The organism is Plantactinospora endophytica (assembly GCF_016862915.1).
Taxonomy (GTDB): Bacteria; Actinomycetota; Actinomycetes; order Mycobacteriales; family Micromonosporaceae; genus Plantactinospora; species Plantactinospora endophytica.
Map to the genome: position 1 here is coordinate 225,834 of NZ_BONW01000001.1, position 21,529 is coordinate 247,362.

The 21,529-nt window shown below is 72.9% G+C and carries 20 protein-coding genes and 2 pseudogenes; 15 read left to right on the forward strand and 7 right to left on the reverse strand.

Annotation, left to right across the window (positions count from 1 at the left end; translation table 11 throughout):
* The first annotated feature begins 128 nt into the window (after nt 1-128).
* Both Pen02_RS00980 and Pen02_RS00985 read left to right on the forward strand, forming a co-directional pair.
* A complete protein-coding gene (locus tag Pen02_RS00980) occupies nt 129-1,259 on the forward strand; it encodes a type III polyketide synthase (RefSeq protein WP_203863954.1) in 1,131 nt (376 codons plus the stop codon).
* Between the two features lie 36 nt (nt 1,260-1,295).
* Complete coding sequence (locus tag Pen02_RS00985) at nt 1,296-1,787, forward strand: DUF6023 family protein (protein WP_203863955.1); 492 nt, start codon at nt 1,296-1,298, stop codon at nt 1,785-1,787.
* A 103-nt stretch (nt 1,788-1,890) separates the two neighbouring features.
* Here the strand turns inward: Pen02_RS00985 and Pen02_RS00990 are convergent, their stop codons facing one another.
* Nucleotides 1,891-2,646 carry a hypothetical protein gene (locus tag Pen02_RS00990; protein WP_203863956.1) on the reverse strand — a complete coding sequence of 252 codons (756 nt, stop codon included), beginning with the start codon at nt 2,644-2,646 and terminating at the stop codon, nt 1,891-1,893.
* A gap of 328 nt (nt 2,647-2,974) precedes the next feature.
* Here Pen02_RS00990 and Pen02_RS00995 point away from each other — a divergent pair, with 328 nt between their 5' ends.
* The 6 genes from Pen02_RS00995 (at nt 2,975) to Pen02_RS01020 (ending at nt 7,722) form a co-directional block, all read left to right on the forward strand.
* Nucleotides 2,975-3,460: a CarD family transcriptional regulator gene (locus Pen02_RS00995; protein ID WP_007073334.1), complete on the forward strand. Its 486-nt coding sequence runs from the start codon at nt 2,975-2,977 to the stop codon at nt 3,458-3,460.
* 65 nt (nt 3,461-3,525) lie between these two features.
* Nucleotides 3,526-4,236 (forward strand): 2-C-methyl-D-erythritol 4-phosphate cytidylyltransferase, encoded by a 711-nt coding sequence (gene ispD / locus Pen02_RS01000; protein ID WP_203863957.1) that lies wholly within the window; start codon nt 3,526-3,528, stop codon nt 4,234-4,236.
* Nucleotides 4,237-4,254: 18 nt separating this feature from the next.
* Nucleotides 4,255-4,731, forward strand: coding sequence for a 2-C-methyl-D-erythritol 2,4-cyclodiphosphate synthase (gene ispF, locus Pen02_RS01005; protein ID WP_203863958.1), 477 nt, complete (start codon nt 4,255-4,257; stop codon nt 4,729-4,731).
* Nucleotides 4,732-4,824: 93 nt separating this feature from the next.
* Nucleotides 4,825-5,004, forward strand: a complete 180-nt coding sequence (locus Pen02_RS01010) for a hypothetical protein (RefSeq protein WP_203863959.1) — start codon at nt 4,825-4,827, stop codon at nt 5,002-5,004.
* Nucleotides 5,005-5,473: 469 nt separating this feature from the next.
* Nucleotides 5,474-6,511: a tetratricopeptide repeat protein gene (locus Pen02_RS01015; RefSeq protein ID WP_203863960.1), complete on the forward strand. Its 1,038-nt coding sequence runs from the start codon at nt 5,474-5,476 to the stop codon at nt 6,509-6,511.
* Nucleotides 6,512-6,615: 104 nt separating this feature from the next.
* A complete protein-coding gene (locus tag Pen02_RS01020) occupies nt 6,616-7,722 on the forward strand; it encodes a hypothetical protein (protein ID WP_203863961.1) in 1,107 nt (368 codons plus the stop codon).
* Between the two features lie 24 nt (nt 7,723-7,746).
* Here Pen02_RS01020 and Pen02_RS01025 read toward each other — a convergent pair whose 3' ends face one another.
* Complete coding sequence (locus Pen02_RS01025) at nt 7,747-8,922, reverse strand: homogentisate 1,2-dioxygenase (protein ID WP_203863962.1); 1,176 nt, start codon at nt 8,920-8,922, stop codon at nt 7,747-7,749.
* Between the two features lie 94 nt (nt 8,923-9,016).
* Here Pen02_RS01025 and Pen02_RS01030 point away from each other — a divergent pair, with 94 nt between their 5' ends.
* The 5 genes from Pen02_RS01030 to Pen02_RS01050 all read left to right on the forward strand — a co-directional run bounded on the left by Pen02_RS01030 (nt 9,017) and on the right by Pen02_RS01050 (nt 13,998).
* Nucleotides 9,017-9,880 (forward strand): hypothetical protein, encoded by an 864-nt coding sequence (locus Pen02_RS01030; protein ID WP_203863963.1) that lies wholly within the window; start codon nt 9,017-9,019, stop codon nt 9,878-9,880.
* A gap of 107 nt (nt 9,881-9,987) precedes the next feature.
* A complete protein-coding gene (gene fahA, locus Pen02_RS01035; RefSeq protein WP_203863964.1) occupies nt 9,988-11,193 on the forward strand; it encodes a fumarylacetoacetase in 1,206 nt (401 codons plus the stop codon).
* Nucleotides 11,194-11,425: 232 nt separating this feature from the next.
* Nucleotides 11,426-11,623 carry a DUF397 domain-containing protein gene (locus Pen02_RS01040; protein ID WP_203863965.1) on the forward strand — a complete coding sequence of 66 codons (198 nt, stop codon included), beginning with the start codon at nt 11,426-11,428 and terminating at the stop codon, nt 11,621-11,623.
* Between the two features lie 157 nt (nt 11,624-11,780).
* Nucleotides 11,781-12,383 carry an SRPBCC family protein gene (locus Pen02_RS01045; protein WP_203863966.1) on the forward strand — a complete coding sequence of 201 codons (603 nt, stop codon included), beginning with the start codon at nt 11,781-11,783 and terminating at the stop codon, nt 12,381-12,383.
* 289 nt (nt 12,384-12,672) lie between these two features.
* The gene (locus Pen02_RS01050) at nt 12,673-13,998 is read left to right on the forward strand and encodes an outer membrane protein assembly factor BamB family protein (protein ID WP_203863967.1); all 1,326 of its coding nucleotides are present in this window, start codon (nt 12,673-12,675) and stop codon (nt 13,996-13,998) included.
* A 47-nt stretch (nt 13,999-14,045) separates the two neighbouring features.
* Here Pen02_RS01050 and hisC read toward each other — a convergent pair whose 3' ends face one another.
* Genes hisC through hppD form a run of 4 tightly spaced genes read right to left on the reverse strand, consistent with a single transcriptional unit; the run spans nt 14,046 to nt 18,286 of the window.
* The gene (gene hisC, locus Pen02_RS01055; RefSeq protein ID WP_203863968.1) at nt 14,046-15,197 is read right to left on the reverse strand and encodes a histidinol-phosphate transaminase; all 1,152 of its coding nucleotides are present in this window, start codon (nt 15,195-15,197) and stop codon (nt 14,046-14,048) included.
* Entirely contained in the window at nt 15,194-16,291 is a 1,098-nt protein-coding gene (locus tag Pen02_RS01060) for an RDD family protein (RefSeq protein WP_203863969.1), read from the reverse strand. The genes hisC and Pen02_RS01060 overlap by 4 nt, the downstream gene beginning before the upstream one ends.
* A 28-nt stretch (nt 16,292-16,319) precedes the next feature.
* Nucleotides 16,320-17,033: an RDD family protein gene (locus Pen02_RS01065; protein WP_203863970.1), complete on the reverse strand. Its 714-nt coding sequence runs from the start codon at nt 17,031-17,033 to the stop codon at nt 16,320-16,322.
* Between the two features lie 32 nt (nt 17,034-17,065).
* Nucleotides 17,066-18,286, reverse strand: coding sequence for a 4-hydroxyphenylpyruvate dioxygenase (hppD, locus tag Pen02_RS01070; protein WP_203863971.1), 1,221 nt, complete (start codon nt 18,284-18,286; stop codon nt 17,066-17,068).
* A gap of 137 nt (nt 18,287-18,423) precedes the next feature.
* Between hppD and Pen02_RS01075 the strand changes: the two genes are divergently transcribed.
* Entirely contained in the window at nt 18,424-19,020 is a 597-nt protein-coding gene (locus Pen02_RS01075) for an Lrp/AsnC family transcriptional regulator (RefSeq protein ID WP_203863972.1), read from the forward strand.
* Here the strand turns inward: Pen02_RS01075 and Pen02_RS01080 are convergent.
* Nucleotides 18,978-19,961, reverse strand: a pseudogene (locus Pen02_RS01080) (ArsR/SmtB family transcription factor); the annotation flags it as partial. The gene Pen02_RS01075 and the pseudogene Pen02_RS01080 sit on opposite strands and share 43 nt — an antisense overlap.
* Before the next feature lie 131 nt (nt 19,962-20,092).
* Here Pen02_RS01080 and Pen02_RS01085 point away from each other — a divergent pair.
* Nucleotides 20,093-21,322: pseudogene (locus tag Pen02_RS01085) on the forward strand (MFS transporter); the annotation flags it as partial.
* Nucleotides 21,323-21,529 lie beyond the last annotated feature (207 nt).

Below are 21,529 nucleotides of genomic sequence, written 5' to 3' on the forward strand. Positions count from 1 at the left end.
CCACCACCACCGGCCGGCGTACCGCGATCGGGCACGTCCGGCCGGCGAGTCCCGAGGTCGTGCTCGGGGGTTGGGCTCGATGGGCGCGCGAAGCGCGCAGGAGTGCGCAGTCGCGATCGGAGGACGGGATGGGAAGCGGAAGCGGGCAGGACGGCTCCGGGGTGATCGTCGGCATGGGTGTGGCCCTGCCGCCGGCCGCCAGTCAGCAGGAGCTGTGGGCGGGCTTCTTCGCACGGCACTTCTCCGGGGCGACCCGGGCGCTCGCCGAACGGATCTTCGTCAACTCGGGCGTACGGCACCGGCAGGCGGCGGTGAACCCGCTGCTGGAGGACGTCTCGGACTGGCCGACCGAGCGCCGGATGCGCCGGTACCAGATCGAGGCGCTGCCGCTGGGCAAGGAGGCGGTCGGCCGGGCGCTGACCGACGCCGGCCTGGCGGCCGGGGAGATCGGCCTCTTCGTGGTCTGCTCGTGCACCGGGTACGCGACTCCGGGGCTGGACATCCTGCTGGCCCGGGACATGGGGATGGCGCCGGACACCCAGCGGATGTTCGTCGGGCACATGGGGTGTTACGCCGCGCTGCCGGGGCTGGCCGCCGCGAACGACTTCGTCGCCGCCCGGGGCCGGCCGGCGCTGCTGCTCTGCGCCGAGCTGACCAGCCTGCACATCCAGCCCTCGACGGCCCGGATGGACACCCAGCAGATCATCTCGCACGCGCTCTTCTCCGACGCCGCCGTCGCCGCCGTGGTCGCCCCCGGCAACCGCCCCGGGTACGCCGTCGGCGAGGTCACCGCCGTCACCGACACCTCGACGGCCGACCACATGACCTGGGAGCTGACCGACACCGGGTTCCGGATGGGACTGTCGCCGAAGGTGCCGAACGTGCTGGCGGCGCACGTGTCCGACCTGGTCACCGACCTGCTGGCCCGGCACGGGCGGCGGATCTCCGAGGTGGACGGCTGGGCGGTGCATCCGGGCGGCCCGCGGATCCTGAACGTGGTGGAGTCCGAACTCGGGCTGCCGCCGGAGGCCCTGGCCACCTCCCGGTCGGTACTCGACGACCACGGCAACTGTTCGTCGCCGACGTCCCTGCTCATCCTGGAACGACTTCGGCGGGCGGCGGTTCCACCCCGTACCGTAGTGATGCTCGCGTTCGGACCCGGGCTGACCCTCTATGCGGCGCTGCTGCACCTCCGGCCGGGGGGCGCCCGGGCGGACGGCACGTTGCCGGCCAGCGGGGCCGGCCGAGGTGACTCCTGAACAGATGTCCGTCGGACCGGTGGGAGGAGACGACCGGTGCGCAGGTTGGCGTTGACGACGGCGGCGGTGCTGCTGGTCGGGGTCGGCGGCTGGTGGTCGGTCCGGTCGGCGCCGGAGCCGGCCCGGCCGGGGCAGTCCGGTGTCGGCGGTTCGGAGGTCGCGCCCGGGATCGGCGGGGCGGACCTGGCCGGCGAGGGGAGCGGGACGGTGGCCGGGCAGAGCCTGCCGCAGTTTCCGGGCACGGTCTGGCGGCAGGTCGAGACGTTGAACCAGCGCAGGTTCGTCACCTGGTCCGTCGACACCCGCCCGGGTGGCCGCTACCTGCTCCAGTACGTCTGTCTCACCCCTGGTGAACTGCACATTCGGGTGCTCCGGGGGGTGACGGAGAGCTGGTCGAAGTCGGTGAGCTGCCCGGGACCGTTCGGCAGTGTGCAGTTCGTCGCGGACGACGACGAGTTGAGCATCGGGGCCCGCCGACTGAACCACCGGCACGTGGAGGTCGCGCTCCAGGTGGTGGCGCTGTCCTGACCGGTCTCCCCGGCACCCGCGCCCGGACCGGTCCCGCTGGCCGGCGGGATTCGGGGCCGGCTCGACGAGCCTCCCGCCGAGCGGCGGGTTGCCGGCGTGGGTGTCAGGCGGCGGTCAGCAGGCGGGGCAGGTCGGCCTGGTAGTCGGCCGGCGAGGTCGACTCCGGCACGGTACGCAGAAGCTGGCCCGACCGGCCGGCCAGTACGACGGCCGGCGCTCCCCGCCCGGCGCCCAGGTGCAGCGCGGTCCGCAGCTCGGAGGTCGGGTCGGTCAGGAAGCGCGGCATCCCACCGCCCGGCGGCGGCATGGTCCGGGCGCTCGGTACGGTCCGGCGGGTGCTGACGGCCACCACGGCCACGCCCGGCGGTACGGCCCGGACGGCGGCGTCGAGCTCGTCGCCGCAGGTGCAGCCGTCGATCAGCATGATCACTGCGGGCAGTAGTCCGCGCAACGGGACGACCCGGCCGTCCTCGCCCACCAGGTCGAGGGCGGGCAGCGACCGCCCGGGTGGGCTGCCCGGGTTGCCCGGGGAGCTCCGGCCGGTCGCGGACGGGCGGTGCGGGCCGGGCCAGGTGATCGCGAAGAGACTGGTCAGGGTGGCCAGCAGGGCGATCGACATGATCAACAGGGAGAGTCGCAGCGGCGACGGGCCGGAGCTGGCCGAGGGGAGTCCGAGGCGTCGGCGCCACCCCTCGCGGCGGGCCTGTGACCGCAGTTCGCGGCGGAGCTCGGCGGCTTCGGCGGCCAGTTCGGCGGGATCGTCCGGAATCACGATCCGACCCCACTCGGGAGGCAGGTCGGGCACGCCGTCGAACGGGCCGTTGTCCGGCCGGCCGTCGTTGTCCGCCGATGTGCTCATGGCACCCCCTGGCTGCTCACCTGAGGTGTGAAGCGGGTTCCGCTCCAGCCTCCCCCACCGGAGGTCGTACCGCCAGTGGGCGGCGGGGGCGGGTGCGGAAGAGATATGCTAGGAGGACCGCAACGCCCTACATCCGATTTTTCCGATCCGCCTTGTCGGCCGGTGATCCGTGTGTCACGCAGCGTGCCTAAATCTACGGATCACTGCCTTGTCAAGCCGAAGAAAGACCTCTCACAGGGCCTCTGAGCTGCGCTAACGGTCAGGACTGCGGTGGGACATCGGTGCCTGAGCGTGTTACCCTAGACACAGCGAAAGGGGTTTCGAACCTATGGTTTTCAGTGTCGGCGAGACCGTTGTTTACCCCCACCACGGGGCCGCACTCATCGAGGCAATCGAGACTCGGGTCATCAAGGGCGAGCCCAAGCAGTACCTCGTCCTCAGGGTCGCTCAGGGTGATCTGACGGTCCGGGTGCCCGCCGAGAATGCCGAGATCGTGGGCGTGCGCGAAGTGGTTGGCGAAGAGGGCCTGGGCAAGGTCTTCGATGTCCTCCGTGCCCCGCACACCGAGGAGCCGACCAACTGGTCGCGGCGTTACAAGGCAAATCTGGAGAAGCTGGCCTCCGGTAACCCTCTCAAGGTGGCTGAGGTTGTTCGCGACCTCTGGCGCCGGGAGCGGGAGCGGGGCCTGTCGGCGGGTGAGAAGCGCATGCTCGCCAAGGCCCGTGACATCCTGGTCGGCGAGGTCGCACTCGCCGAAAAGAGCACCAAGGACGAAGCGGAAACTCTTCTCGACAAGGTGCTCACCGAGGCATAGCCCCCAATGTTGGCACGCTCCGCCAGTGCCGACGCCGTACCCCGAGAAAGTCCGAGGACCGCGACGTGACCGCGCAGCTCAATCCGCGCGGTGACGTCGCGGTCCTCGTTCCGGCTGCGGGTGCCGGAGTTCGACTCGGGCCGGGCGGCCCGAAGGCGCTCCGCCGGATCGGCGGCGAGCCGCTGCTGGTGCACGCGGTCCGCCGGATCGCCGCCGCCGGACCCGTGCACACCGTCGTGGTGGCGGCACCGCCCGGCGACGCCGAAGCCGTCCGCGAACTGCTCGCCCCGATCGCCGAGCTGACCGTGGTGACCGGCGGAGCCACCCGGCAGGAGTCCGTCGCCGCCGCGCTGGCGGCGGTGCCGCCGGGCCCGGAGATCGTCCTGGTGCACGACGCGGCGCGGGCACTCACCCCGACCACGCTGTTCGAGTCGGTCGCCGAGGCCGTCCGGGGCGGCGAGGACGCGGTCATCCCGGTGCTGCCGGTGGTCGACACGGTCAAGGAGGTCACGGCCGCCGGGGTGGTGCTCGGCACCGTGGACCGGTCCGCGCTGCGGGCCGTACAGACGCCGCAGGGCTTCCGGCGGTCGGTGCTGGCCGCCGCGCACGCCGCCGCCGCGGATCCACTCACCGACGACGCGGGCCTGGTCGAGAAACTGGGGGTACCCGTCAGCTGCGTCCCCGGCTCCGAATACGCCATGAAGATCACCCGCCCGTTCGACCTGGCCCTGGCCGAGCACCTGCTCAGCGCCGTGCCGCTCGCCGGGCACCACTGATCGCCTACGCTTTCGCACGTGATCCTTCCCCTGGTCGGTGTCGGTACCGACGTGCACGGGTTCGAGTCGGGCCGGGCCTGCTGGGTGGCCGGCCTGCACTGGCCCGGTGTGGACGGGCTGGCCGGGCACTCCGACGGCGACGTCGCCGCACACGCCGCCTGCGACGCGCTGCTCTCCGCCGCCGGCCTCGGCGACCTCGGCAGCAACTTCGGGGTGGCCGAGCCGGAGTGGGCCGGTGCCGCCGGGGTGACGCTGCTGGCCGAGACCGCCCGCCGGGTCCGGGCCGCCGGCTTCGAGATCGGCAACGTCTCGATCCAGGTCATCGGGGTACGCCCGAAGATCGGTCCCCGCCGCGACGAGGCGCAACGGGCGCTGACGGCGGCGGTCGGTGCCCCGGTCACCGTCTCCGGTACCACCACGGACGGGCTCGGCCTGACCGGCCGGGGCGAGGGGTTGGCCGGCATCGCCGTTGCGCTGATCCAGCGGCGGTCCTGAGCCGGCCGCAGGTCTCGCGCCATTCCGGTTTTCGCGCCGTCCAGTGCGTCGGATCTGCCGTGGCGAAAGCTGGCTATCGTAACCTTCGATAGGTTGCCGACGACGGGGGTGGGCGCCGCGACCGATGTGAGGCCCGAGTCGCTGGACGGCAGCGCGAACACACTGCTCGAACTCGCCGGCCTGCTCCAGGCCGGACGGCCGGAGCTGACTGTCTCGGCCCGGGTGGCGAGCCCGGCCGCGCACGAGGAGGTGGCCGGTTCGAAAAGGGAATGAGTCTCGCGTCCCCGGACTAGTTTCTCCGGTACCGAACGGAACGACCTCGCTCGGTTCCGCCCTGCGGTCGGGCCTGCTGAACGGTTCCGGTGATTCCACCCTGGACTGGGTGCTGCTGTCGGCAGAAGATGGGCAGCGCCGACGCAGGGGCGGTTACTGCGTGCGGGCCTCGGAAGGGTCCCGCTGACGGGATCCCGCGCGGCTACGACCGTGGGGAAGACGAGTCGGGTTCGGGAGCGGACGCCGTCCGACCAGGTGTCGGCGGCATTAAGGGACCAAGCCTGACGCCACGGGGGGAGCGCCAGGCTTGGTCCCGTCTACGGTACCGCGCATCCGCGCCGGTGGGGAGTGGGCGTTCGGCGGGTCGCCCGTCAACTGGCCGGCGGCCGATCGTTAACTGCCCGGGGAGGGGGTGTTCGGCGGGTCGGGCGTGGACCTCCGACGGGACAGCGCCGGATAGGCTCGGCTCGTGTCCAGCGACGCCGATTCCGACCAGTCCTCCTCCGCCGAAGGGTACGTCCAGCGCGCCGAACTGCTCGCCGAACTCGGCCGGTACGACGAAGCTGCCGCCGAAGTCGGGTTCGCGATCGCGCTCGACCCGTCGGATGTGCGTGCGCTGGTCATGCTCGCCATGGTCAGACTCGCCGGCGACAAGCCGGAGGAGGCGTTGAGCGCGGCCGACGCGGCGGTGGCCGTCGCCCCGGAACTCGTGCACCCGCTGGTGATCCGGGGACATGCCCTGGCCGACCTGCGCCGGTTCAAGGAAGCGGCGGCGGTGGCCGACGAGATCCTGGCGCTCGGGCCGGACGACGCGTACGCCCAGCGCAGCGCTGCGGCGATCCTGGGTGAGTCGCGCAACGGCCAGCAGGCGTTGAACGCCGCGTGGCGGGCCGTCGAGCTGGCGCCGGAGGAACCGCAGGCGCACCTGGTGCTGGGCCTGGTGGCGGCCCGGATGGAGATGTTCGACCTGGCCGAGCGGGCGTACCGGGAGGCGCTGCGGCTCGACCCCGAGCTGGCGGCGGCCCAGCACAACATCGGAGTGATCCGGCTGGAGCAGCGGCGCTACGCGGAGGCGCTGGAACATCTCGCGGACGCGGCGGCACTGGACCCGACCAGTCGGGACGGGGCTCGGGCGATCGGCGTCGGGCTGCGTCAACTGCTGATGTACGGCGCCGGCTACACCATCGTCGTCTCGGTGCTGGTGGCCTGCCTGGCGGCGGGCAATCCGGTGTCGTCCCGGGTCTGGGCCGGGCTGGCGGCGGTGACCGGCGGCATCCTGGTCTGGCGGTTCGCCCGCCGGGTGCCGAACCTGGGCCGGGGGCGGCTGCCCGAACTGATCCGCACCGACCGGATGCTGGCGTTCGCCGTCTACGCGGTGATCGCCGGTCCATGCCTGATCATGCTCTACGCGATCATCGGCACCCCGTGGCCGCTGGTGCTGGCGATCCTCGCCACCGCCGCGACCGAGCTGCTGGTGCTCTTCGGCTGGTCACCCGACCGCGACTGACGGCATCACCCATACCGGACGGCGGGGATCGACAGGTAGCGCCTGGGACAGAACATCCCGTTTGTTCTAGGCTGACCCGTGCCGACCGAAAGATCGGGGGAGCGATGGCTCGGCAGCAGTGGACGCAGCGGTGGCGTCGCCGGCTCGGTGTGACGGTGTGCGGGGTGTTGGCGCTCACGGGGTGCACCGGCGAGAGCGGGCCGGATGCGCCAGCGCCCAAGGTGACCACCCAGGAGTTCGCGCAGCGGCTCACCGAACACCTGTCCCGCGCGGTCGACGGGGCGCTGGAGCCGCCCGCGCAGGCCACCCCGCCGAGCCACTCTCAACGGGTGGGCTGCGCCGATCTGCCCGAGGGCGGACCGAGCTGGGGTGTCCGGCCACGAGCCGAGTTGACGGTCACCGCCGGTGAGAAGACCGGGAAGTACCTCGACGACGTGGACACCTGGCTGATCCGCGAGGGCCTTGCCGAACACGACAAGCGGTTGCGAGTCGACTCGCCCGTCGACGTCCGGGAGATAACCGCCAAGCACGACGACGGCACCGAGGTGCTCGTCGAGATGGCTCTGGACAGCGGGCGGTTCACGGTCGCGTTGACCGGGCCGTGCACCTGGCCGCCGGATCGGCCCGGCGGCCCGCCGTCCTCCGGGCAACTTCCACCTCTTCCGGCGCCGTCCGGCCCGACGCAGACCCGCAGCACGGACACCGCCGACCCGTGCCGGTCGCCGAAGCTCTACGTCTACAACCTCACCTCCCGGCCCTTCTCCGGCCGGGGCCCGCACCTGATGGCAACGGTCAGATACTCCGACGAACGCGAGATGGAGTACGCCGAGATCCTGCTGCCCAGGGACTGGGAACCCCGGTACGAGCCGGGCACCTCTGCCCGGAACCTCGACCAGGTGCAACTCCTCGTCTGCGTACGCGTCGAGGCGACCCGGGACTCGCGGCAGGACGTGATCTGCGAATATGCAAATGAACGGGCCATACTGGGCGGCGGCAGGCCGTTCACCTTCAACCTGTTCGAGAGCGTCTACCAGGTGGCGGTGCGGGAGGCGCGCAGCGGCAAACTGGTCAGCGAGTTCACCGTGCCGGGGCGGCAGGGCGGCGAGGACAACTGTCCCTACCAGATGAGCTACAACCGGAAACTGGCCAGGGGCATCGACGAGACGGCCTTCCAGCGTAGGCTTCAGCCCCTGGTCGAGGCACGCCGGTGACGGGGCCGCCGCCCTGCTGGGGGCTCAGCCGGTGGTGCGGCCGGACCAGGTCCAGGCGTACCCGGTGTCCTCACAGGACAGTGCGGGGCCGCAGAGGTCGAGCGGGCGGAACGTGTCGACCATCACGGCCAGCTCGTCGAAGCGGTCGGCGCCGATCGCCCGGTCCGGGGCGCCGGGCTGCGGGCCGTGCGTGAAGCCGGCCGGGTGCAGCGAGATCGAGCCCTGCTCGATGCCGGAGCCGCGTCGCGCCTCGTAGTTGCCGCCGGTGTAGAAGAGCATCTCGTCGGAGTCGACGTTGTGGTGGTTGTACGGCACCGGAATCGCCAGCGGGTGGTAGTCGACCTTGCGGGGTACGAAGGAGCAGATCACGAAGTTCGGGCCCTGGAAGGTCTGGTGCACCGGCGGGGGCTGGTGGATCCGGCCGGTGATCGGCTCGAAGTCGTGGATGGAGAACGCCCACGGGTAGAGGTGGCCGTCCCAGCCGACGACGTCGAACGGGTGGTTGGCGTAGACGTGCCGGGTCCAGCCCCGGCGGTGCTGGACGTACACCTCGACGTCGGTCTCCTCGACCAGCAGCGGCGCCTCCGGGCCGCGTACGTCCCGCTCGCAGTAGGGGGAGTGTTCGAGGAACTGGCCGCGTACCGAGAGGTAGCGCTTGGGCGGGCCGATGTGCCCGGACGCCTCGATGGCGAGCATCCGGAGCGGCTCCGGGGCGACCGGCACGATCCGGTACACCACCGAGGTCGGGATGACCACGTAGTCGCCGGCGGTCACCCCGAGCACGCCGAAGCTGGACTCGACCCGGGCGGCGCCGGACTCGACGTAGAGGCACTCGTCGCCGGTCGCGTTGCGGTAGAGCGGGGAGGGCTGGTCGGCGACGACGTACGAGATCCGCACGTCGTCGTTTGCCAGCAGGTGCTGCCGGCCGAGGATCGGGTCGGTGCCGGCGCCGCCGTCGAGCTTGTGGGTACGCAGGTGCCGGGGCTTGAGCGGCAGGTTCGGTACCCGCTGCCAGGCCGGCGGGGTGAACTCCTCGGCGGCCACGATCGCGGTCGGCAGGTGGCGGTGGTAGAGCAGCGACGAGTCGGAGGAGAAGCCCTCCTGGCCCATCAACTCCTCGGCGTAGAGGCTGCCGTCGGGTTGCCGGAACTGGGTGTGGCGCTTCCGGGGAACCTCGCCGACGCTGCGGTAGTACGGCATGATCGCCTCCCTTTTGTCCCAGTCACCGGCCGAGAACGTCCGATAATCGGACGGTGTTGTCCGCTAGTCGTAGCGTCCCGTAAGTTCTCTGTTCGTGTCAACGCAGGTGCCCCGGCTCTTCGCCGGGCTGGTCGACGACGCCGCCGTCTTCCCGCCCGGCAGCGCCACGCTGCCCGAGGCGGTCACCGCGCACCGCCGGCACCGGGGCGCCTGGTACGCCCCGCTGGTCGGCCCACTGCTGCTGCCCGCCTCGGCGCTGCCCAACCTGCCCGCCCTGCTCGCCGAAGACGAGAAGATCGACGTCGGCGTGATCGGCGACGTACCCGTCTCCGAGCTGTACCCGCTGCGCGACCGCACCGACCCCCGGATCCGGATCCGGCAGGTCGAGATGGCGGTGGCCAAGCGCGGCGAGGACCCGCTGCCCGGGCTCGCCGCCCTCGCCGGCCTGCCCGCCCACTTGGACGACGCCGACGTCTACGCCGAGATCCCGCTCACCTGGGGGCTGCTCGGCGCGCTCGACCGGCTGGCCGACGAACGGGTCGCCGGCAAGCGGATCGCGGCCAAGTTCCGCACCGGCGGGCTGGCCGCCGAACTCTTCCCCACCCCGGTCGAGCTGGCCGCCGTGATCGGCGCCTGCCGGGACCGGGAACTGCCGTTCAAGCTCACCGCCGGGCTGCACCACGCCATCCGGCACATCGACCCGGAGACCGGCTTCACCCACCACGGCTTCGTCAACGTCCTGGCCGGCACCGCCGTGGCCTGCGCCGGTGCCGAGGTCGCCGAGGTGGCCGAGACGCTGGCCGGGACCGACCCGCTGCCGCTGGTCGAGGCGGCCAGGTCCCGCCGGGAGGAGCACCGTCCACTCTGGATCGGCTTCGGCTCGTGCAGCGTGATGGAGCCGCTGATCGACCTGGTCAGGCTGGGACTGGTGAACGGCGGCTTCGAGCCGGAACAGTAGCTCGCAGGTCGGGACAGCGGCTTCGAGCCGGAACAGTAGCTCGCAGGTCGGGACAGTAGCTTCGGGCCGGGACACCAGCCCCGGGCCGGGACAGTGGAGGAGATGGCGTGACCTGGGTGGCGGAGGCGGCGGGATCGGCGTACGGGGTGCACAACCTGCCGTACGGGGTCTTCCGGTCGGCGGGGCGGTCGCCCCGGATCGGCGTACGGGTCGGGGACTTCGTCCTGGACCTCGACGGTGCGGAGGCGGCCGGGCTGGTGCTGGCCGGTGACGCGCTGCGGCAGCCGACGCTGAACGCGTTCCTGGCGCTCGGCCGGGCGCAGTGGACCACCGTCCGGACCCGGATCGTCGAACTGCTGACCGCCGAGGAGCACCGGGCGGCGGTGCAGCCGCTGCTGGTCCCGTTGGACCAGGTCGAACTGGTGCTGCCGTTCGAGGTCGGCGACTACGTCGACTTCTACTCCTCCGAGCACCACGCCAGCAACGTCGGGCAGATCTTCCGCCCCGGCGGCCAGTCGCTGCTGCCCAACTGGCGGCACCTGCCGGTCGGCTACCACGGTCGGGCCGGCACGGTGGTGGCCTCCGGTACCCCGGTGGTCCGCCCGATGGGCCAGCGCAACACCCCGGACGGCCCCGTGTACGGGCCGTCGACCCGGCTGGACATCGAGGCCGAGGTCGGCTTCGTGGTCGGCGTACCGTCGCCGCTGGGCGGGCGGGTCGGGGTCGACGACTTCGCCGCGCACGTCTTCGGGGTGGTGCTGCTCAACGACTGGTCGGCCCGGGACATCCAGGCCTGGGAGTACCAGCCGCTGGGGCCGTTCCTCGGCAAATCGTTCTGCACCTCGATCTCGCCCTGGGTGGTGCCGTTGGAGGCGCTGGCCGACGCCTGGGTGCCGGCGCCGGCGCAGGAGCCGGCGGTGCTCGACTACCTGCGGGACGTACCGCACCTGGGGCTGGACCTGCGGCTGACGGTGGACTGGAACGGCACCCGGGTCAGCGAGCCGCCGTTCGCCGGGATGTACTGGACGCCGGCCCAGCAGCTCGCGCACCTGACCGTGAACGGCGCGGCACTGCGTACCGGTGATCTCTACGCCTCCGGCACGGTCTCCGGACCCCGGCGCGACCAGGTCGGCTCGTTCCTGGAACTGACCTGGGGCGGGGCCGAGAAGGTACTGCTCGCCGACGGCTCGACCCGGACCTTCCTGGCGGACGGCGACACGGTCACCATCGGCGCCACCGCGCCCGGGCCGGACGGCACCACGGTCGGCCTGGGCGAGGTGGTCGGCACGATCGCCCCGGCCCGCCCGGACTGACCTCGGCGCCGGCCGCGATTCCGCTGCGTGCGGCACCGGCAGCTTCTGGTTCCGCCCAGCGTACGCACAGCCGGTGCCCAGTCGGCGTTCAGACAGTTCGGTACCGACCGGTCGGACGAAGTGTGCGATTGAGCAGCCGGAGCGAGTAACAGGATCGCTTCATCACGCGTTGACTTACCCGGACGGTGACAAACCCGTCATCAAGTGTGATTCACCTTGAAAGGGTACGAACATGTTCAACGCGGAAGTTGCTCGCTGGCGAAAGAGCAGCCGTTCCAACGACCAGGGACTCTGCATCGAGGTGGCCGACAACCTGCCCGGGGTGGTCGGCGTGCGTGACTCGAAGGACCCGGACCCGGTGCTGTCGTTCGAGCCGGGCAGTTGGGCGGCGTTCGTGGCCGCGACCAGGACGGGCGCGTTCGGAAGCTGAGTGAGACAACCGCGCGGTTCCGGACACCGCTGGAACCGCGCGGTCACGGGGAGTCGACACCCGCCCGCGTCTCCCTGTCACGTTCTGATCACTCTGCGGCGGCCCGGGCTGTGCCCCGCCCTCTCCGCGCCGTACCGTGGTACGGGGGGAGGCGCCCATGTCGACCGTGGCGTTCAGCCGGCTGATCGAGGCACCGGCCGACGAGCTGTGGCGGGTCTTCACCGACCTGCCCGCGCGACCCCGATGGCTCTGCCAGGTCGACGAGGTCGAGGTGCTCGCCCGAAACGGCGAGCTGCTCCCCTACAACGGATCGGCAGGACGGGACGGTTCGGTGGGGCGCGGCGAGTGCGGCGTTACGGCCGGGGTCGGTGTCGGCACCGTCTGGCGGGAGAGCCGTAGCGGACCCGACGGCACCGTGGCGATCGAGGAGTTCACGGTCCTGGAGGCGGTACCGCCGCGCCGGCTCGTGGTCAGCTCCTCCGGCAACGGGGTGGACTACCTGACGACGTACACCTTCTCGCCGGTCCAGGCGCGGAGGCCGGGCCGGGGTCGGCGGGGCGCGGCGCGACGGGCCGGCCCGAGCCGCACGGTCGTCACGGTCAACCACGAGGGCGTACCGACCGCCCGGTACGGCCGGCTGCTGGCCGTGATCTTCGGCGGGCTCGCCGCGCGGGCCGGTGAGGGCACGCTGCGTCGGGACCTGGCCGACCTGGCCACCGCCACCGTCCCCGGCCGGATCGACCCCGCCGTCGCCGCCTGAGCCCCCGCTCCGCGCTGCCTGAGCCACCCGCGCTGCCCCCTGAGCCGCTTGAGCTACCCGCCCCGCCCCCGCTGCTTGAGTCACCCGCGCCGCCCTCGCTGCTTGAGCTGCCCGCGCCGCCTCCTGAGCCGTTCGAACTGCCGACCCGGCGCTGCTTGAGCCACCGCGCCGCCCGAGCTGTGCTAGCCGCCTGAGCTGGCCGGGCGCGGCCGGCCGGGGTACCGGATCACGTACCTGCCAGGCGGCGGCCGGCCGGCGGCCGATAGGGTTCCGGCGGAGGTGTCCGGGCATGGCAACGCCGAACGGCGCGCGGAACTGGCCGCGGACGGCGGTCACCATCGCGGTGGCGGTGCTGCTCGTGGTCGGGTCCGCCGTCATCGTCCACCGGGTGCTGGCGCCGGCCGAGGTGAGCACCCCGGCCCGGGCCGACTATCCGGCCCCGGTGACCGCCCGACCCGGTGTGGTCGGCACCCTCAACGCGGCACCGCTGATCGTCGACGACCGGATCCGGGTCTACGGCACCACCCGAGGGGTCCGGGCCGACCTGCCGGTCGACGCGCCGACCCGACGCACGCCGTACTGGTCGTACCGGCGCTGGCCGGCCCAGTTGGCCGGAGTGGTGGCCGACGGCGGGACCGTGCTGACCCGCTGGTCCGACGGCGAACTGGTGGCGCTGGAGGCCAGCAGCGGCACGGTCCGCTGGCACGCCACCGGACCCCGGCCGGGGCACGGCTACCTCGGCCGGCGTACCGGCGCCGCCACCGTCTACGCCCCGACCGGCCTCTACACCGCGCGCAGTTCGGCGGGGCGGCCCGTGCTGGTGGTCGGCGGAACGGCCGACCGGCGTGGAATCGACCTCGACTCCGGCCGGGAACTCTGGCGCCTCGCCGCCGATCCGGCCTGCCGGGACGGCGGTCCGGACGACGAGGCCGCAGCCGGGACAGGGCAGGGGCTGACCACCGCCGACGGTCTGTTCGCCGTCCTGGACACCTGCGCCGGGTCGCGGGAGGTCGAGTTCCACGACGTCGCCACCGGTACCCTCGCCGGGCGCTGGCGCCCCGACGAGTCGGGCCAGCCGGTCGAGGTCGTCCCGGTCGGCTGCGCCGCCGGCCGCTCCGGCTGCCGGGCGCTGCGTACCGTCGCCGGGGGCGTGACCCGGGGCTGGCTGGTCGAGGGCGGTCGTCCGGTACCGGCCCCGGCGCTGGACGATCCGGCGGCCGTACTCGTCGGCGAGGTCGCGGTGGCTCCGGGCGGGACCGGGCTGGTGGCCCGCTCGGTGCGTACCGGTGCCGAGCCTGGGAGTGCCGGTCACGAGGTGCGGGAGTTGTGGCGCTGGTCCGACACCGGCCCGGCCCGGCTGATCGCCGCCCAACCGGGCCGGGTGCACCTGCGTACCGCCGGAGGTGACCTGGTCACCCTCGACGCGGCGACCGGCGCGGAACGGTCCCGTTTCCCGTTCACGTACGGGCGGGACTCGACCACCTGGTCGCCCGGGTTCGCGTACGCCGCCAGCGGCTTCGTCGCGGTGGAACGGCTCGCCGAGCCGGTGGACCCGACCGCCGGGGACGACCGCTACTACCTGGCCGCCCAGCCGGTGATCCTGGCCGGCACCTGAGCGGGTCAGGTCCGGCGGGTCAGGTCCGGCGGGTCAGGTCCGGCGGGTCAGGACTGGTTGGTCAACTGGTCGGCCACCGCGAGGAAGGCGTCGTTCTCCGCCGGGGTGCCGATGGTGACGCGTACGCCCTCACCGGCGAAGGGGCGGACGATGATGCCCCGCGCCTCGCAGTCCTGGGCGAACGGCACCGAACGGTCGCGCAGCGGCAACCAGACGAAGTTCGCCTGGCTCTCCGGCACGCCTCCGCCGGCCGGGTCGGCCGGCAGCCGCTTCCGCAGCGCCTCGGTCACCCGGTCCCGCTCGGCGATCACCAGCGCACAGCGCCGGTGCACCTCGTCGGCCTGGGCGAGCGCGGCCAGCGCCCCCGCCTGGGCGGCCAGGCTGGTGGAGAACGGGGTGACCACCTTGCGTACCGCCGCCGCCACCTCCGGCTGCCCGACCAGGAAGCCGATCCGCAGCCCGGCCAGCCCCCACGCCTTGGAGAGGGTGCGCAGCACCACCACGTTCGGCCGGTCGCCGTAGGCCGCCAGGCCGTCCGGCACCTCCGGGTCGGTGACGAACTCGCGGTACGCCTCGTCGAGCACCACCAGCACGTCGTCCGGCACGGCGGCGAGGAACCGGTCCAGCTCCGCGCGGCGCAGGCTGGTCCCGGTCGGGTTGTTCGGGTTGCAGACCAGGATCAGCCGGGTCCGGTCGGTCACCGCCGCCGCCATCGCGGTCAGGTCGTGCCCGTGGCCGGCGGTGTTCGGCACCCGCACGCTGGTCGCGCCGCTGGTCGCCGCGATGATCGGGTACGCCTCGAAGGAGCGCCACGAGTAGACGACCTCGTCACCGGGCAGGCAGGTGGCGCGTACCAGGTGCTCGGCCAGCGCCACCGACCCGCAGCCGGTGGCGATCCGGTCCGCCGCCACCCCGTACCGTTCGGCCAGCGCGGCCCGCAGTGCGAGTACGCCCATGTCCGGGTAGCGGTGCACCCCGGCCACCGCCTCGGCGACCGCCTCCACCACCCCGGGCAGCGGTCCGTACGGCACCTCGTTGCTGGCCAGCTTGATCGCTTCCGGCAGGCCCAGTTCCCGGGCCAGGTCCGCCGGACTGCGCCCGGGTACGTAGTTCGGCAGCGCGTCCAGGTCGGCGCGGGTCAGCCGGGGTGCCCCGGCCCGCCGCTCGGGGCCGGGGGTGGAACTGGTCGGACCGGTCATGACGCGGGGCCTCCGATGCGATCGTGCGGGGTGCCGGTGGACCCGGGCGGGGCATCGGCCGGTGGAGCGAGCCGGACCACCACGGTCTGGCCCCGCTTGTCGTGCAGGGACTGCCGCAGCGGCCGGTCGAAGAACGCGAGCGCGCAGTCGACGAGTTGGATCAGGAAGCCGATGCCGCAGCAACTCCAGAGGAAGACCGGCAGGCCGAGCATGTTCCACCGCCGGAACGAGCGGCCGAAGCCCAACTGCTCGGTCTCGGCCAGCGGTACGACCTTGATCCCCATGACCCGCTTGCCGAAGGTCTGCCCGGTGTTGGCCACCGACGGCACCTCGTAGGCGAACCAGAGCGCGACCGCGATCAGCAGGATGACCACCTGCAACCCGTCGGCCTGCGCGCTGGCCTGGGGCAGGCCCTCGGTGGTCGACTCGCCGGCCAGGGCACGCCGGAAGATCTCCCGGGAGACCGGCTCGATCTCCTGCACGAACCGCCAGACGAACCAGCCGTTGACCACGACGTTGAGCAGCAGCACCAGGCTGATGTCGATCAGCCGGGCGAGCACCCGGGCGCCGAGCGGCGCCAGCTCCAACCCGTGCGGCCGGGGTGGCGGCGCCGGCCAGTATCCCGGCCAGCCCGGCGGCGGGCCGTACGGCGGCGTCCCGGGCGGCGGCCCGTACGGCTGACCGGCCGGACCGGCGCCGGGCCAGCCGTACGGCGGTCCGGAGGCCGGCGGCGCGCCGCTGACCGGCGGGGCCCCACCCGGCGGTGGGCCGCTGACCGGTGGGCCGCCCCAGGGCGGTCCGCCCCACGGCGCAGCCGGGCCACCGGGCGATCCCGGTGCTGCCGGCGGTGCCGGTGAGCCGGGTGAGCCCGGCGCTGCCCCGGTGCCGGGTGCTCCTGGTGCTCCGGATGTGCCCGGTGGTGCCCCGGCACCGCTGGACGGCGTGGGGACGGGCTCGGGCTCGTCGGCCGGCGGTGGACCGGGCGGCGGGGTGGCGTCGACGGGCAGCGGCGCGCCCACCCAGCCGTCCCCGTCCCAGTACCGCTGGGTGGTCGGCTCGGCGGGATCGGCGTACCAGCCCGGCTGCACCGTCACCGGGACGACCTTGGTTGAGTCCTGACGTTCACGCTGGAACCTTAACCACCACGGTCTTGGCGAACTTGTCGTGGAGGCACTGCTGGTACGGCTTGTCCCAGAGCTGCCACAGCCCGTCGACGTAGGCCAGCCCGGGAACCAGGCCGCTGCCCACCTGCACCAGATAGCGCCGGGCGAGGTGGCTCCGGCCGACCGTGGCGGCCGGGTCGAGCGGGATGACCTTGATTTTCAGTACCCGCTTGCCGATGGTCTGGCCGGTCCGTTTCGCCATCTCGACCTGGTAGACGTACTGCAGGGCGAAGCCGCCGACCAGCAGGCCCGCCTCCAGCAGCAGGAACGGCACCAGGAAGCCGAACACGTCCGGCTCGGCGACGCCGGTGGTGGCGTCCGGCTCCAGGGTGACGAAGAAGTCCGCACCCGCCGTCGAGAAGAAGACGACGAACGCCGGAATCGAGATCAACAGCACCACCCCGCCGAGGATCGCGCCGTCGATCAGGTACGCCAGCAGCCGGTCGCCGAACGACGCGAGCGGCTGGCCGGACGGGCTGGCCGGCGGTGGCCGGAACGGGTAACCGGGCATCGGGCCGTACCCGGGCTGCCCCGGCACGTGCCCCGGCGGGCCGTAACCGGCGGGCGGGCCGTAGCCCGGCGGTGGCCCGTAGCCGGGCTGCCGGGGCTGCGGCACGAACCCGCCGGGCGGCGAACCGGACGACGGCCGACCTTCTCCGGGGGGCGGAGGCATGGACGGAGGCTGCTGGGTCACGCAGGACAGTGTTACAGGTTTCCGCGTGCCTCTTGTTCCCGCTCGATGGCTTCGAAGAGCGCCTTGAAGTTGCCCTTGCCGAAACCGAGGGATCCGTGTCGCTCGATAAGCTCGAAGAAGACCGTCGGGCGGTCCTGCACCGGCTTGGTGAAGATCTGCAGCAGATAGCCGTCCTCGTCCCGGTCGACCAGGATCTTCCGGGCCTTCAGCTCCTCGATCGGGGCGCGTACCCGGCCGATCCGGGCCCGCAGTTCCGGGTCGTCGTAGTACGAGTCCGGGGTGTCCAGGAACTCGACGCCGGCCGCCCGCATCGCGTCGACGCTGGCCAGGATGTCGTTGGTGGCCAGCGCGATGTGCTGGGCGCCGGGGCCGCCGTAGAACTCCAGGTACTCGTCGATCTGCGACTTGCGGCGGGCCACCGCCGGCTCGTTCAGCGGGAACTTGACCTTGCGGGTACCGTTCGCCACCACCTTCGACATCAGCGCCGAGTAGTCGGTCGCGATGTCGTCGCCGATGAACTCGGCCATGTTGGTGAAGCCCATGACCCGGCGGTAGAACTCCACCCACTCGTCCATCCGGCCGAGTTCGACGTTGCCGACGACGTGGTCGACGGCCTGGAAGAAGCGCTTCGGCTGCACGCCTGCGTCGATCATCGGCTGGCGGTCCACGATCGGGCCCCGGGTGACGAAACCGGGCAGGAACGGCCCCTGGTAGCGGGACCGGTCGACAAGCGAGTGCCGGGTGTCGCCGTACGTGGCGATGGTGGCGATCCGGACGGTGCCGTGCTCGTCGGTCACGTCGTACGGGGCGGTCAGGCCGGTGGCGCCCTGCGCCATGGCGTGCGCGTACGCCGCGTCGACGTCCGGTACCGCCAGCGCGATGTCGAGTACGCCGTCGCCGTGCCGGGCCACGTGGTCGGCGTCCGGGGCGTCGGGGCGGACCGCGCCGGTGAAGACGAACCGGGCCGAGCCGCTGGTCAGCACGTACTCGGCGTGCTCCCGGTGACCCTGCTCCGGCCCCCGGTACGCCACCAGGGTCATCCCGAACGCCGTCGAGTAGTAGTGCGCGGTCTGCTTCGCGTTGCCGACCATGAACCGGATGTGGTCGATGCCCTGCACCGGGAAGGGGTCGGTCGGGTCCTCGTGCCCGACCGCGCCGACGAGCCGGTCGAGGTCGACGTCGGAGTCCAGAGCCGAGCCGGCGGTGGCCGGCTGGTGGAGTGCGCTGGTCATCGTCCTGCCTCCCTGAGAGGGTGCGACTGCCGGCCGGCGGCGCGGCCGTCTTTCCGGGAGCATCCCGCCCGGCGATGACCTGGGCAACCGCCTCGCGAAATGCTGGGCAGGTTGTGCATTTAGTATGGTGGGTAGCCGTGAGTACTGCGCAAGCTGTCCAGCTCGACCAGCTCGACGTCAAACTGATCGACCTGCTCGCGGCCGAGCCCCGGATCGGCGTACTGGAGTGCTCCCGGCGGCTCCAGGTGGCCCGGGGCACCGTGCAGGCCCGGCTGGACAAGCTGCTGGCCCGGGGTGTGATCCAGGGGCTCGGGCCGCAGCTCGATCCGGTGGCGCTCGGGTTCGGGGTGACCTCCTTCGTCACGCTGGAGATCAACCAGCGGCCCGGCCACGACCCGGTGACCACGCACCTGCGCGACATCCCCGAGGTGCTGGAGGCGCACACCATCACCGGCTCCGGCGACGTGCTCTGCCGGATAGTCGCCCGGTCCAACAGCGACCTGCAACGGGTGCTGGACCAGATCGTCTCGCACGAGCAGATCGCCCGGGCGTCCAGCATCATCGCGCTGGCGGAGAAGATCCCCTACCGGGTACTCCCGCTGCTCCGCTCGGCGGCCGGGACCACGCCGACGGAGAGCGGTTCCCCGGCGGCCGGCGGCCCTTCGGCGAGCGGCCCCTCGACTGCTGGCGGCCCCTCGGCGGCGAGTGCGTCGCCGAGCGCGGTGCGTTCGTAGCGGACCGACCGGCCGAGCCGGGTCCGGGCGACCAGCCCGGCGTCCCGGAGCACCGCGAGATGTCCGCCGACGGTGCCCAGCCCGGCGCCGAGCTGCGCGACGAGCTGACTGGTGGTGGCGGGGACGGCCAGGGCCCGCAGGACCGCCGCCCGGGAGGAGCCGATCAGCCGGTCGACCGCGTCCGGGGTACGACCGGGTGGCGGCGGGCCGAGCAGGTCGGCGACGCCACGGGCGGGATAGACGATCGCGTACGGCCAGGGCGGCTCGGTGTAGGTGATCAGCGGGCCGAAGGCACTGGGTACGAAGAGGAGTCCCCGACCGGCCAGCGAACGCCGACCGGTGTGGCAGCGTACCTCGATCGTCCCGTGCGCCCCGTCCGAGACCCAGCGCAGTTTGGGATCGAGGTCGGCGAGCGCGGCGGCCCAGCCGTAGGTGGCGAGCTGCCCGGCCCGGCGCAGCAGGTCCCGTTCCAGGATCGCCCGCAGTCGTGGCCAGTCCGGCGCCACCAGGGTGTGCCAGGCCGCCTCGATCGCGTCGGCGATCAGGTCCACCACCTGCGGCGCCTCGAACACCCGCCGGGCGTACGCGGGCGGGGTCCGGTGCCCGGCCAGGTTCCGGGCCAGTTCGTCGCGGGCCTGGGCCAGCGGGGTGGCCCGGATCGCGGCGAGTTCGTCGGTCAGGGTCAGCCCGACGTCCGACGGCGGCGGCTGGATGAAGTCCGCGTTGTAGCCGTCCCGCCGCAGCAGCGTCAGCAGCGCCCCGACCGCCGGCCGCTCGCGCCGCAACCGCAGGTACCGGTCCCGCGCCCGGGTCACCCAGGGGGCCAGCGCCGCCGAGTGGTGCTGCCCGGCGCAGAGCCGCAGCGCCGACATCGCCTCGCCGAGCGGCGAGATGGTGAAGCGGCTGGCCGCCACGTCGGCCGAGGTCACCTCGATCCGCATCATCAAGGGTCTCTCCTTCCGTCGCCCGGCCCCGGTGCGCCGTCGACGGGGTGCCGGTCCGGGCCGGGTGTGACCTTTCGCTGGTGACCGAAACCCTAGTGGTGCCCGGCGGGGTCGCCCAGGCTGGCCGGGTGAGCACAACGACAGGACCGGCCGAGCGCCGGACCGGTACGCCGGACCCGGCCGACCGCCCCGCGACCTTCGGCAGCGTGCTGGCCGTACCCGAGTTCCGGGCACTGTTCGGCGGGTTCGGCGTCTTCATGGTCGGCGAGACGGTGAAGATGCTCGCCCTCGCCGTACTGGTCTACGACCGGACCGGGTCGCCGCTGCTCGCCGCGCTGGCGTACGTGGTCGGCTTCCTGCCGCACGCGATCGGCGGCGTACTGCTGCTCGCCCTCGCCGACCGGTGGCGGCCCCGGGCCCTGATGGTCGGCTACGACCTACTGCGGCTCGCCGCCGTCGCGGTGCTCGCGCTCGGGGTGCTGCCGCCGGCCGGCATGCTCGGGCTGGTCTTCGCGGTCGGGCTGCTGGCCCCGGTCAGCACCGCCGCGCGGAACGCGCTGCTGCCGGAGCTGCTCGACGGGGACGGCTACGTGCTCGGGCGCTCGCTCTTCACCGTCGCGGCGGGCGCGACCCAGGTGCTCGGGTTCGCCGTCGGCGGCCTGCTGCTCGCCCTCGTCGGCCCGTACGGCGCGCTCTGGCTGACCGTACTCACCTGTGCGGTCTCCGCCCTGCTGGTCCGGTTCGGAGTGGCGGAGCGGCCACACCGGGCGGTGAACCGGCGCGGGGTGGTCCGGCAGACCTGGCAGGTCAACCGGGAACTGTTGGGTGACCGGCGGATCCGGGGGCTGCTGCTGGCGCACTGGCTGCCCGGCTCGCTGCTGGTCGGTGCCGAGGGCGTGATCGTGCCGTACACCGACGGGCTCGGCCCGGGGGCGGGCGCCGGGGTGCTGTTCGCGGCCTCCGCGGGCGGCATGCTGGTCGGCGACCTGGTGGTCGGGCGATGGGTGGCACCGGCCCGCCGGGAGCGGCTGGCCCCGTGGCTGGCGTTGCTGCTCGGCGCGCCGATGCTGGGCTTCGTCGCCGGGCCGGGACTGGCCGTTGCCGCCGCACTGTACGCACTGGCCACCTTCGGGTTCGCCTTCCAGCTCGGGCTGGCCCGGCGGTTCCTGGCGGCGGTGCCGGAACAGCGTCGGGGGCAGGCGTTCGGGCTGCTGGCCACCGGGCTGATGACCGCACAGGGACTGGCCGCCGGACTGGCCGGGGTACTCGCCGAGTGGCTGGCGCCGGGCCGGGTGATGGCGCTCGCCGGTGTCGCCTCGATGGCCGCGACCCTGCTGCTCTGGCGCTGGCTCCGCCCGGACAACGCCGACCCGACCACGGCGCTCCCGTCGCCTCCGGCCACGGTGCCAACGTCGACTCCGACCACGGTGCCGCCCGCGACTCCGACCACGCTGCCGACGTCGACTTCGACCGCGGCGCCGGTGCCGGCGTCGACTCCCGCCACGGCGAGCGGGGCGGCGACGGAAAGCGCGAAGATCGACGACACGGACATAACGCCCTAGCGA

Coding starts and splice junctions, on each gene's coding strand:
- Pen02_RS00980 (WP_203863954.1), top strand. CDS start 129: ATGGGAAGCGGAAGCGGGCAGGACGGCTCCGGGGTGATCGTCGGCATG.
- Pen02_RS00990 (WP_203863956.1), bottom strand. CDS start 2,646: ATGAGCACATCGGCGGACAACGACGGCCGGCCGGACAACGGCCCGTTC.
- Pen02_RS00995 (WP_007073334.1), top strand. CDS start 2,975: ATGGTTTTCAGTGTCGGCGAGACCGTTGTTTACCCCCACCACGGGGCC.
- Pen02_RS01020 (WP_203863961.1), top strand. CDS start 6,616: ATGGCTCGGCAGCAGTGGACGCAGCGGTGGCGTCGCCGGCTCGGTGTG.
- Pen02_RS01025 (WP_203863962.1), bottom strand. CDS start 8,922: ATGCCGTACTACCGCAGCGTCGGCGAGGTTCCCCGGAAGCGCCACACC.
- Pen02_RS01040 (WP_203863965.1), top strand. CDS start 11,426: ATGTTCAACGCGGAAGTTGCTCGCTGGCGAAAGAGCAGCCGTTCCAAC.
- Pen02_RS01045 (WP_203863966.1), top strand. CDS start 11,781: ATGTCGACCGTGGCGTTCAGCCGGCTGATCGAGGCACCGGCCGACGAG.
- Pen02_RS01050 (WP_203863967.1), top strand. CDS start 12,673: ATGGCAACGCCGAACGGCGCGCGGAACTGGCCGCGGACGGCGGTCACC.
- hisC (WP_203863968.1), bottom strand. CDS start 15,197: ATGACCGGTCCGACCAGTTCCACCCCCGGCCCCGAGCGGCGGGCCGGG.
- Pen02_RS01065 (WP_203863970.1), bottom strand. CDS start 17,033: ATGCCTCCGCCCCCCGGAGAAGGTCGGCCGTCGTCCGGTTCGCCGCCC.
- hppD (WP_203863971.1), bottom strand. CDS start 18,286: ATGACCAGCGCACTCCACCAGCCGGCCACCGCCGGCTCGGCTCTGGAC.